Source organism: Calditrichia bacterium (assembly GCA_020634975.1).
Lineage (GTDB): Bacteria > Calditrichota > Calditrichia > RBG-13-44-9 > J075 > JACKAQ01.
Genome location: JACKAQ010000002.1, coordinates 246,513 through 258,477 on the forward strand (window position 1 = coordinate 246,513; position 11,965 = coordinate 258,477).

General features: G+C 44.9%; 11 protein-coding genes. 6 read left to right on the forward strand and 5 right to left on the reverse strand.

What is annotated here, in order from left to right; translation table 11 throughout:
• Positions 1 to 146: 146 nt before the first annotated feature.
• Both ubiE and H6629_15340 read right to left on the reverse strand, forming a co-directional pair.
• Positions 147 to 872 carry a bifunctional demethylmenaquinone methyltransferase/2-methoxy-6-polyprenyl-1,4-benzoquinol methylase UbiE gene (ubiE, locus tag H6629_15335; protein MCB9069168.1) on the reverse strand — a complete coding sequence of 242 codons (726 nt, stop codon included), beginning with the start codon at positions 870 to 872 and terminating at the stop codon, positions 147 to 149.
• 130 nt (positions 873 to 1,002) lie between these two features.
• A complete protein-coding gene (locus H6629_15340) occupies positions 1,003 to 1,962 on the reverse strand; it encodes a right-handed parallel beta-helix repeat-containing protein (GenBank protein MCB9069169.1) in 960 nt (319 codons plus the stop codon).
• Between the two features lie 198 nt (positions 1,963 to 2,160).
• On the opposite strand from H6629_15340, the gene H6629_15345 reads away from it, so the two are divergent.
• The 3 genes from H6629_15345 (at position 2,161) to maf (ending at position 6,479) form a co-directional block, all read left to right on the forward strand.
• Positions 2,161 to 2,949, forward strand: coding sequence for a glutaminyl-peptide cyclotransferase (locus tag H6629_15345; GenBank protein ID MCB9069170.1), 789 nt, complete (start codon positions 2,161 to 2,163; stop codon positions 2,947 to 2,949).
• Positions 2,950 to 3,001: 52 nt separating this feature from the next.
• Positions 3,002 to 5,842, forward strand: a complete 2,841-nt coding sequence (locus H6629_15350; GenBank protein ID MCB9069171.1) for a S9 family peptidase — start codon at positions 3,002 to 3,004, stop codon at positions 5,840 to 5,842.
• Positions 5,843 to 5,909: 67 nt separating this feature from the next.
• Entirely contained in the window at positions 5,910 to 6,479 is a 570-nt protein-coding gene (maf, locus tag H6629_15355; GenBank protein ID MCB9069172.1) for a septum formation protein Maf, read from the forward strand.
• Between the two features lie 11 nt (positions 6,480 to 6,490).
• Here maf and H6629_15360 read toward each other — a convergent pair whose 3' ends face one another.
• The 3 genes from H6629_15360 to hflX all read right to left on the reverse strand — a co-directional run bounded on the left by H6629_15360 (position 6,491) and on the right by hflX (position 9,977).
• The gene (locus H6629_15360; GenBank protein ID MCB9069173.1) at positions 6,491 to 6,949 is read right to left on the reverse strand and encodes a rhodanese-like domain-containing protein; all 459 of its coding nucleotides are present in this window, start codon (positions 6,947 to 6,949) and stop codon (positions 6,491 to 6,493) included.
• A gap of 24 nt (positions 6,950 to 6,973) precedes the next feature.
• Entirely contained in the window at positions 6,974 to 8,578 is a 1,605-nt protein-coding gene (locus H6629_15365; GenBank protein MCB9069174.1) for a hypothetical protein, read from the reverse strand.
• Positions 8,579 to 8,678: 100 nt separating this feature from the next.
• Complete coding sequence (gene hflX, locus H6629_15370; GenBank protein ID MCB9069175.1) at positions 8,679 to 9,977, reverse strand: GTPase HflX; 1,299 nt, start codon at positions 9,975 to 9,977, stop codon at positions 8,679 to 8,681.
• Positions 9,978 to 10,279: 302 nt separating this feature from the next.
• Here hflX and H6629_15375 point away from each other — a divergent pair, with 302 nt between their 5' ends.
• The 3 genes from H6629_15375 (at position 10,280) to bla (ending at position 11,965) form a co-directional block, all read left to right on the forward strand.
• Entirely contained in the window at positions 10,280 to 10,492 is a 213-nt protein-coding gene (locus H6629_15375; GenBank protein MCB9069176.1) for a cold-shock protein, read from the forward strand.
• Between the two features lie 189 nt (positions 10,493 to 10,681).
• Positions 10,682 to 11,155: a methylglyoxal synthase gene (locus tag H6629_15380; GenBank protein ID MCB9069177.1), complete on the forward strand. Its 474-nt coding sequence runs from the start codon at positions 10,682 to 10,684 to the stop codon at positions 11,153 to 11,155.
• A gap of 75 nt (positions 11,156 to 11,230) precedes the next feature.
• Entirely contained in the window at positions 11,231 to 11,965 is a 735-nt protein-coding gene (gene bla / locus H6629_15385) for a subclass B1 metallo-beta-lactamase (GenBank protein ID MCB9069178.1), read from the forward strand.

Consider the following 11,965-nt stretch of genomic DNA (forward strand, 5'->3'; position numbering starts at 1 on the left):
GTGGCGGCATTATCCGTTGTCCGGAAACACATCTGCTTTCCGGAAAACATTAACAAGTATCGGTTAGGAATCTGCTGACTATAGGGGTTTGGGGAAGGGGAGGAGTAATGCCGATAAAACGGAGATGTTAACTATCGATTAAACAATCATTTATCGCCTTGATAAATAGTGGCAATGCCAAATGTTAGCGGTGCCATTTTTACATCCTGGAATCCGGCATCGCGCATCAAACTACAAAATTCTTCGCCATACGGGAACGATTCAACGGTATCGTTGAGGTAACGATATGCAAACGAATCACCAGAAATCAGCCCGCCGATTCGCGGTAAAATATTGCGAAAATAGAACAAATACAGTCCGCGCAACAGTGCATTGTTGGGGAGCGAAAATTCCAGAATGAGCGCACGCCCGTTTTTTTTCAGCACGCGGTGCATTTCGCTGAGTGCTTTTGGAACATCGATTACATTGCGAATGCCAAAAGAAATTGTGGTTGCATCGAACTGGTTATCGGAAAACGGGATAGCCACGGCGTTTCCGGTTTTGAGCGAAAACCGGTCGCTAATGCCAGCTTTTTCCAATTTCGGGCGACCGTATTCGAGCATTTTTTCCGCCATATCTATGCCGATTCCCGATTTCACTGCTGCGTTCGCCTGTTGCATAAAAATAATCAAATCGCCGGTGCCGGTGGCGACATCCAACACATGCAATTCCGGCTGTTCCGGCAAATGCCGGGCAACTTTTTTACGCCAAACCACATCCTGTCCGAGGGATAACATGCGATTCAATAAATCGTATCGATGGGCGATACGGTCAAACATTTTCCAAACTTCTTTACGGGAATGGTTTTTGGCTGTTGTTGCGGGCTCTGTCATATTAAAATAGATTTAGTTCAATAATTACAATTGTTTACGAAAACAAATCCGGTTTTAAATCCGGCTAACGGGAACAAATATAGGGCGATATTTTTTGATCGCCAACCCATTTCAAAGTTTTTATCGCGGATCAGGGGTTCCAGTCACCGCCAGGTCCGCCAAATGCACCTTGGTCATTTCGCGTCAGATCAACATCGTTGAACGCCGGATCGGGATTGCCGGCATTCTGGCAGGGCGAACCGGCGCTGATGTGCAAATTTCCTTCATCGATGAAAGCGGGGTTTAATGCAAGATCGGTAAAATTGTATTGGATGAGAGCCACACCGGAATCCGGTCGGGCAAAATAAATCGTTTTCAACCCCTGTGGCGCATCATTTTGATAAAAAATATTGTTCTGAATTTCAACTGAAATTGGGTTGAACAAAACGAGTCCGCCGCCGACGTTGTCCGAATTATTTTTGTAAAACGTATTATTGATAATGGTTGCCTGCGATGCCATCACAAACATGCCGCCGCCATAAACAAGGCTTTGATTTTGGTAAAAAATGCAATTTTTGACAGTGATGATTGCGCCGTTCAGCGCAGCAATGCCGCCGCCGGTGAACCCGTTATTTCCGGTGAAAACCGAATTCCGGATATCCGCAGTCGAATTGCGCACTTCCAGAATACCGTTTCCGGTCGAATCGAGCTGTGCATCACTACCGCCACCGGAAATATTGCAAAACATCAGCGATGAGGAACCGGTAGCATCTACAATATGAATGCCGCGCCAATGGACGTCCGCAGCCGTAAACCGGATGGGTTCTCGATCCGTGCCGATGGCGTCTAATTGCCCGTTCACCGTCATGCGGAATCCATTTTCAAATTGGATCAGGGTTCCCGGTTCAATGCTGAGGGTTTGATTGGCAGGCACTTGCACATCGCCTGTGACGATAATCGGGGAATCATCCTGTGCCCAAATTCCACTCACGATACCGGAAACTTCAGTGGGCGTTTTCGGTGGGATCAACGGGTCTGAGGAACGATCTGCACAGGAAAAAAATATGCCGGAAAACACGATAAATAAAATCAGGTAAGTAGCTGTTTTCATTTTATTTGCCTTTTTAATATTTGAGCGAGTTTCTGATAAAAAATAACCGGTTCAACGGTAAAAAAACAAGCGCTTTTTTATTTGCCGCCAATATCCGCCAAAGTAGAAAATGGTTGTAAAAAGCCTGTCTGCATTGCAAATTATTGATCGTTTAAATGAAATTGGGTATTTTAAAAATCAGACACAATAAAAGTAATGATGAAAATTAGAGATAATAAATTGATCAAAACTATCATATTGTTTACAATTCTGGTGTTGCTTGCTGTTGGTGCGGAAACCAATACTTACCGCAATTATTCGTACCGCGTTGTGAATGTTTATCCGCACGATATCAGCGCATTTACTCAGGGGTTGGTGTTTGCGGACGGATTTTTATACGAAGGCACCGGAATGAATGGCGAATCCGGTTTGCGAAAAGTGAACATCGAAAACGGGCAAGTGCTGGAATCGCATTTGTTAGATGAAAAATATTTTGGCGAAGGCGTTACCATTTTTGAAGACCGGATTATTCAGCTCACCTGGAAATCGAAAACCGGTTTTGCCTACGACCGGGAATCCTTCGGTTTGATCGAAGAATTTTATTACCCGACCGAAGGTTGGGGACTCACCACAGACGGCGAACGGCTGATTATGAGCGACGGCACGGCCAAAATTTATTTTCTCGATCCTTTTTCGTTTGTGGAAACCAGTTTTATCGAGGTTTCGGAAAATGGCAAACCGTTTTTGGGTCAGCTGAATGAACTTGAATTTATCGATGGCGAAATTTTTGCAAATGTGTGGCCGACAAACCAGATTTTGCGAATCAGCCCAGTGACCGGTAAAATATTGGGAAAAATAGACTTAACCGGTCTGTTGAATCCGGGCGACCAGCACCCGAATATCGATGTCTTAAACGGCATCGCATACGATCACCAAAACAAACGCCTGTTTGTGACCGGAAAACGCTGGCCAAAATTATTCGAAATCGAATTGATTCCTTTGAACTAATTTTTTTCAACTGCCAACCTAAATTGCAATTCAAACTATCCGGGGTAGAAAAATGAAATGGTTGTCAACCGTAATTCTGGTGATTTCTGTTAGCTGTGCAGCACTTTTTGGGCAAAAAAAAGTGCTTGATCACGATGCGTACGACATCTGGAATCAGATCAAAGAAAAGGATATTTCTCCCAATGGAAAATGGGTGATGTACGTAACCGGACCGGAAGACGGTGATAATGTACTGCATATTCGCAATGTTGAGGATGACACGTATTACAGCGCTTTACGGGCTTCTGGCGCAGAATTTAGCTATAATTCCCGCTTTGCGATCGCCAAAATCAGCCCTGCTAAAGAAACGGTGAAAGCCGCCAAAAAAGCAAAGAAAAAGAAGGATGAAATGCCCAAAGATTCTTTGCTGATTGTGGATTTATCGGACGGCAGCAAAACGGTGATCAACGATGTGAAATCGTGGCGACTGCCCGAAAAAAATGGACAGTGGCTGGCATATTTATTAGAGGAAATGCCGGAGCCGAAAGACACAACTGCTGCAGATTCGGTAAAACCCGAGCCGAAAAAAGAGAAAAAAAAGGAACCCAAAACTGACGGCAAAAAGGATAAAAAGAAAAAATCAGACGGAAATGTTTTGGCGTTGCGCAAACTGGAAGATGGCAGCGAGTGGCGATACGAACACGTGACCGATTACACCATTGCGAAAACCGGTGTAACGCTGGCATTCGCAACATCCAGTAAAGACAGCAGCGCGGATGGCATGTTTGTCGTTCTGACCGCCAGCGGCGAACGGATTCCGGTGCAAACCGGCGCAGGTGATTACAAACAAATTGTGCTGGATGAATCCGGTGAGCAGCTCGGGTTTTTGTCGAATCGTAATGATTATGCCGCCGATCAGCCAGCGTATGCGTTGTATTACTGGTCGTTTGATGGCGATAAGCCGCGTAATTTGGCGACATCTGGAAACGCGGCGTTTCCTGAAAACTGGTGGATCAGCGAGTATGGAAAATTATCATTTTCCAAAAATGGCAAACGGTTGTTTTTCGGAACTGCGCCAAAACCGGCACCAGAGCCTGAGGAAAAAACGCCCGAAGATGAAGATGTGAACGTCGATATCTGGCATTGGCAAGATCCGGAGTTGATGACGGTTCAATTGGCAAATGTGGAAAAAGATCGCAAAAAAAGCTATCTGGCGATGGCGGATATCGATAAAAAACGGGTTGTCCAGTTGGCAACCGAATCGCTGCCCGATATCGAAATTGCCGCGGAAGGCGATGCCGATGTAGCCATCGGTCGCACAAATGTGCCCTATCAACTGGAAATTTCCTGGGATTATCCGGAATATTACGATGTTTATTGGCTCGATCTCAAAAAAAATACGCGTCAACTGGTTGTGGAAAAATTGCAATCCGAAGCGCAAATTTCACCGGCAGGAAATTATTTGTTTTGGTGGAATCGCGCCGATTCCAGTTGGCAGGTTTATGATGTTAAACGCAAACAAATCAACAATTTAACGAAACAAATTCCACAGGCATTTTTTTACGAAAAACACGATTGGCCGTATCTGCCGGATAGCTACGGATTCGCCGGCTGGACCGAAGATGATCGCCAATTTTTAATTTACGATCAATTTGATATCTGGGCGTGTGATCCTGCCGGTAAAAATTCGCCGGTAAACGTAACTGATGGCATCGGACGTCAGCGCGATTTGCAATTGCGCTATGTAAAACTGGATCGCGAAGCGCAATTTATTCCATCGGACATGCCACTGCTGCTTTCAGCATTTAATCAGACCGATAAATCTGAAGGGTTTTTCAGGGATACTCTTAAGGGCACATCTTCGCCGATCGAATTGGTGATGATGCCCAAAAATTTTTCCCGCCCCGTGAAAGCCAAACTCGACGAGCAATTGCTATTTACCCGCGAAAGTTTTCAGGAATTCCCCGATGTTTGGGTCAGCAACGCCAATTTTTCTGATATGAAACAGGTTAGCGATGTCAACCCGCAACAATCGGAATACAACTGGGGCACAATTGAGCTGATCAACTGGCGTTCGCTCGATGGCGAGCAGTTGAACGGACTGCTCATCAAACCGGAGGATTTCGACGGCAGCAAAAAATACCCGATGCTGGTGTATTTTTACGAAAAAAGTTCAGACAATCTCAACCGGCATGTTGCCCCGGCGCCGCATCGATCGATCATCAATTTTACATTTTATGCCAGCCGTGGGTATGTCATTTTTGTGCCGGATATTCCATATGAAACCGGATATCCCGGCGAAAGCGCAGTCGAAGCGGTGCTGCCCGGTGTCACCCATCTCATCGAACAGGGCTTTGTGGATGCAGAAAATATCGGCGTTCAGGGGCACAGTTGGGGTGGATATCAGATCGCTTATCTGGTGACGCGAACCAATATTTTTAAAGCGGCAGAAGCGGGCGCGCCGGTGTCCAATATGTTTAGTGCGTACGGCGGGATTCGCTGGCAAACAGGGCTCAGCCGGATGTTCCAGTATGAGCACACCCAAAGCCGCATTGGCGGCACAATTTGGGATTATCCGCTGCGCTACATCGAAAATTCCCCGATTTTTTGGGTCGATAAAATTCAAACGCCATTGCTGATCATGCACAACGATCATGACGGGCATGTGCCGTGGTATCAGGGCATCGAGTTGTTTGTGGCGTTGCGGCGGCTTGGCAAACCGGCGTGGCTGATTAACTATAACGATGAACCGCATTGGCCGGTGAAATATCACAAAAAACGTGATTGGCAAATTCGTCTGCAACAATATTTCGATCACTTTTTGAAAGGTGCACCGGCACCGGAATGGTTGGAAAATGGCGTTCCGGCGTTGGAAAAAGGGCGTAATTTGGGGTTGGAGCCAGTAAAAAAGTAGCGCTGAAATTTGAAAAAGGATACGTAATCGATTGTCTAATAATCTGTTTTTAAATGATTTGTGTGAATTGAAAAACCGGCGGATTATTTTGGCGAGCCAATCGCCCCGCCGGGTTGAAATGTTGCGGAATCTCGGTTTGCGGTTTGAAATCGTTCCGGCGGATGTGGACGAAAATCCCGAATCCTTTCGCGATGCAGCGGATTTTGCCATGCAAAATGCCCGGGAAAAAGCGGTTTGGGTAGCAGAACGCGAACCGGCGGATTTGGTGATTGCTGCCGATACAATAGTTGTTCAAAACGGGGAGATTTTGGGAAAGCCGGTAAATGCCGCCGATGCGGAAATGATGCTCCGCAAACTCAGCGGAAAAACCCATCAGGTGATTTCAGCTATTTGCCTCAAAACACCGGATCGGGAAATCACCGATTTTGAGTCTACCGATGTGACATTTATTTCGCTGTCGGATCAGGAAATTGGTGCATATCTGGCAACCGGGGAATCGATGGATAAGGCGGGTGGATACGGCATTCAAGGTTTTGCTGCGCCGTTTATTTCCGGAATAAACGGCTGTTATCCGAATGTGGTTGGATTTCCTATCGCGTTGTTTTACAAACACTTACGAACGTTGAATTTCAAATAAGCCGATTAACATTATTGCCCGGTTTTTGCAACGGGCAGTTGTTCCTTATTCCAGGAATTCATGCCGCCGGCAACATTGTATAATTTGCTAAATCCTTTTGCCCGCAAATAATCACCGGCAATACCGCTGCGATTACCACTCCTGCAAATCAGGATCACTTCTTTATCTTTCCATTCGGTAATTTCGGTTGACCATTGCTCTATCTCCTGAACCGGCATGAGATGCGAGTTTATGACGTGTCCGGTTTCGCTGTCGTATTCTGCTTTGGTCCGCACATCAATCACCACAACATCCGGATTGAGTTCAATTTTTTGCTGCGCTTCGGTTACGTTTATTACGTTCACAGCCGGGGAGTTGAGCGTCTGTTCTGCTTTTGCTGCCGCAGCCGATTGTTCCGATGCGGATTGGTTTTCGCATGAAAAAGCTGTAATTAACACTGCAATCAACAATCCATTTACCAAATATTTCATTCTTTTACTCCTGTATTTTTTTCTTCAATCACTACGTTGGGGTGAATTCCAATAAAATTCAGTGATGCCTTTATCGGTAACAATCCAGATAAAATCGCCATCCAGCAATAATTGGTGGCAGTGGTTATCCAACAATCCGTCTTCGGTGGTAAACAGTCGCCAGTAGTTGCGCTGTTTGTCATATTTTAACAGCCCGGTATCCGTTGCAACCCATGCGGCGGATTCGTTTACTTTGATATCATTATACGGTGGAGATATTTCGAACGCAAGTTGCGGAAAACTCTGCCATTTATCGCTTTTCTGTTCATAAAGCGTAACACCGCCGGTTGATGCGAACCAGATTTCGTCCTCAAATGTGCCGACTGCGGTGATTTCCAAATCCTGAATAGAAGCCCGGGATGGCACAAATTCCCACTCAGACGTATCCGGCAGCCGCCGGAAAATACCGCGACTCGTACCCGCCCAAAGCGTATCGGATTGCAGCGCAAACCGGTAAACCGGCAGGTTGATAAATCGCTTATCTTTCGTTTTTTCAAGATTTCCGGTGAGCAGGCTAATACGGGAAATTCCCTGCTGGGTTGCCGCATACAAATAATCATTAACGATTGCGAGATCGTTCACTTCGTTGCTTGCCATGCCTTCCCGGGTGCTGTAATTTTTCCAATTGAGATCGCCATAATCGAACAGCGAAACGCCGAAATCGCTGGCGAACCAAATAGAATCGCCGTCGGCGAGCATCGAAAAAACGTTATCCGACGGCAATCGGGCGATGCGTTTAGCCTGAAAATATTCCCATTCTGCCGAATTATACGGCCACAATGCAATTCCGGAAATTCCCCGCCGATCACCGACTCCGCCGATCCACAAATCGTCACCCTGAAATTCGATGGCTCGGGGAGAAATATCTGGCAGCCCGATGCGGTAAAAATCGGCGCGTTGGGAAAACATATCACCCTGTCCGATTCCAAATCCATCAACCAGAAACCATATCCGGTCGAACCGGTCGCGGATGTAGCCGACCATTAAATATTCATCAAAAGTGTTGTCGTCGCTCAATCGCCAATCGGACAGAATGCTGAACGAGCCGTTGGCAAAAAAAGTGGGTAAATTCAACAATGCTTCCCGATTGAAAAAAACACCGCGATTGATCTGATCGCTATTTGCCGGTTGAGTGCCGGATGTGTCACGTTCCGGCAAATCGTATGGCCATCCGGGCGTTTCGGATTTGTTGATCCATTCTTTCGAAGCCGGCTGAAATATGGAAATGTCGTTTGGCGTAATTGCCCACAGAAATCCGGTTTCGGGATCGTAATACACATCCAAAACGGTGTTGCTCGGTAATCCGCTGCTGGTCGTAAATGGAAAATCCCAATAATTTTCGAGAATGTGATAGCGGAGAATTCCGCCATCTTTGGTGGCAATGTATAAATAATGTGTGCCGATTGTCGCGCTGGAAAATGAGTGCGAAGTGCTGTGGCTAATCCAGTCGTCAAGTTCATATCTTGCCCGGCGATCTTGCTCACTGGCAAATTTTTCCTGTCGGACGTATTGACCGAAAGCCGGTAAAAACAACAAGATAGCAATTAGAAATATCAGGTGAACACAACGTTGAAACATCAATTGGGTCATTCAGTCAGGTCCTGTTCATGGAATGAAATTGCATTCTGGATTATTGCATTGTCATCGCAAAAAATTGGCAAAAATCAAAATGATAAATTGAGTAGCACCGTCAACCATCGACACCGTTGATATCAGTAGAAACGGTTTTGTTGATGTGCTGCAACAACCGGTCACGAACAGTTTGGTCTGATCTGAAACGCAGGTGTATGCCGTCTTCCTCGTATTTTTCCTGATCGACAACTGCCATTTCGTGGATGGTATGCACCAGCCGGGAATGATGTAACGGTATCCGGATGCTCGTTTCAACAAACGTATTTTCGATGAATTTTACGAGTGCGTCAATCAGCGTTTCCGTGCGAATATGCCGGGTTGCGCTGATAAAAACACTGTCCGGATATTGTTTTCGCAACACTTCCAGTTGGGCTTTTTCTTCAATTTTATCAATTTTATTGAATACGGTTAGCGTCGGTTTGTCATGCGCTTTTATGCTTTCCAAAACCTGGTTTACTGCGTCAATCTGCTCATGAAACGAGGGATGCCCAACATCAACCACATGCAAAAGGAGATCCGCTTCCACGGCTTCGTCCAGCGTGCTTTTAAACGACTCCACCAAATGGTGAGGCAATTTGCGGATAAAGCCGACGGTATCGCTGAGTAATATGGTATGTTCTTTGTTAAGTTGCACCTGCCGAACGGTTGGATCGAGCGTTGCAAACAGCTGGTCTTCGACCAGTACATCAGCACCCGAAAGCAAATTCATGATGGTTGATTTACCAACGTTTGTGTAACCGATCAGCGATGCGCGAAACATATTTTGGCGCCCCTGTCGACGTGTTTGGCGTTGGCGATCGATTTTTTCCAGATCACGACGGAGATGATCAATCCGGGTACGAATCAATCGACGGTCGGTTTCCAACTGGGTTTCGCCGGGTCCTTTGGTGCCGACACCGCCAACTTGCCGGGAAAGGTGTGTCCATTGTCGGGTAAGTCGAGGTAGCAAGTATTGCAATTGCGCAAGTTCCACTTGCGTTTTTGCAGTTCGTGTCCGGGCATGTTTGGCAAAAATATCGAGAATTAAAGTGCTTCGATCGATAATTTTCGCCTGCAGATTTTTTTCGAGGTTTCGCACTTGTGCGGGAGAAAGGTCGGCATCAAAAATTACGGTTTCAACTTTGTGCATCTTTACCAAATCGTGAAGCTCATCCACCTTGCCGCTACCGAGAAAATGTGCGGGGTGATATTGCTGGCGTTCCTGCAACACTTGATCTACAACCACAACACCGGAAGTCGTCGCCAACTGTCGTAATTCCATCAGGTTTTCTTCAACTTCCCACCGTCTGTCACGGGGTAAAACAATACCAGCCAGAATCGCTTTTTCCGGCTCTTGATACAAAATATGTTCACTCAATAACGATCAATCCCTTTCATTTGTCCAAATCAAATATTAGCTCAGAAAGTAGGTTTGCGCAACTATTTTTATTGAAGAATCACCTTCGGCAATCACTGATTCAGCCTGTATTATATTGGTTAAACAGATTGTAAATTTGAATTTACAACAATTATTTGTTTTTTTTCTTGTAAAAACAAAAATACTACATTACATTCGTTTGCTTTTTAGAAGGATCACCTGCCGTAAAAGGTATTAATTCACAGATTCTTCTGAAAACTTGTAATTTTTTTGTAATAGTTCATATTCAAAGGAGTCGTATTATGTCTGATCGCGTAACTGGCGTGGTTAAATGGTTCAACGATAGCAAAGGCTATGGTTTTATTTCAACAGAAGATGGTGAAGATGTATTTGTTCACTATGCATCCATTCGTGAAAACGGCGGTTTCCGCTCTTTGTCGGAAGGCCAACGTGTTGAATTTACGAAAACAAAAGATCAAAAAGGTGTCAAAGCACAAGATGTTGTAACCTTGTAACACTTTTGAGTCAATATTGAATCATTTCGGAAAGCCCGCAGAATTTTTCTGCGGGCTTTTTTTTTGCAGAAATTTCTGGCGAAACACTTTACGAAATTCTTTGAATCCGATTTTAAGTGCATTATGTTATCACTCCGTTAACGCGACAGAATAATAATTTCAGGTGCATCACATCGAAAGGATGTAACGATGAAAGCGATTAAAAATCTGGCTTTAGTGGCTCACGACAATCGGAAAAAGGACTTGATCGAGTGGGTTGAGTGGAATTATGAAATGTTGCTGAACCACAATTTGATTTGTACCGGAACAACCGGCAAAATGATTGAAGCTGCAATTCAGGATAAGCTGACCAGCGAAGGTCGAAGGGATCAGGTGAAAGCAATTACCAAGCTCAAATCCGGACCGCTTGGCGGCGATCAGCAATTGGGTGCGTTGATCACCGAAGGCAAAGTGGATATCCTGATTTTCTTTTGGGACCCGATGGAACCGCAGCCGCACGATGTAGATGTAAAAGCATTATTGCGCATCTCTGTGGTTTATAATATTCCGATTGCCTGTAACCGTTCTTCTGCGGATTTTTTGATTTCGTCGCACTTAATTAATGAAAAATACGAGCCGAAATTAAAAGATTATTCCGGATATATTTCCCGTAAGGTTTTGTGAAAATATCTTACGCATTAAATGAGCAGTTGTGTTGTTGACAAATAAATATTTCCAAAATTTGGGTGGATGATAATTATGAAAATGATTGCGAACTTTATTGTTTACGTGTTGTTATCGGTGCAATTATTTGCTCAGGAGACTGATAAAACAATAGTTATTTCTGATGATCTGAAAATCATCCGGTTGTCAGAAAATGCCCTCATTCACGATTCGATGATGCAGGTGGAAGGTTGGGGAAATGTTAGCTGCAACGGATTAATTTATATCAACAACGGCGAGTGTTATCTGTTTGACACGCCGGCGAATGATTCGTTGTCTAACGTCCTCATCAATTGGTTGGAAAATGTGGAAAAGGTGCGTATCAAAGGCGTTGTAGTGAATCATTATCACGACGATTGTTTGGGTGGACTTGCCGCGTTCCACAAACGCGGTATTCCTTCGTATGCGAACATCCGCACGCTCAAACTGGCAGCAAATGAAAATAATGTGATTCCCCAAATCGGATTTGATCAAAAATTGGTCATTCAATTGGGTGATAAAGAAATTGTTTGTGAATATTTCGGAGAAGCGCACACTACCGATAACATTGTTGCATGGTTTCCGAATGACCGGTTGATTTTTGGCGGCTGCATGATTAAATCATTAAACGCTGGCAAAGGAAATTTGAATAATGCCAATACGTTGGAATGGCCATCGACGATCAGAAAAGTGAAAAAAACATTTACGGATGTGCAAACCGTAGTGCCGGGGCACGGCAAATACGGCGCTGTTGATTTGTTGGATTACACCATTCAAATGTTCGAAAAGTAA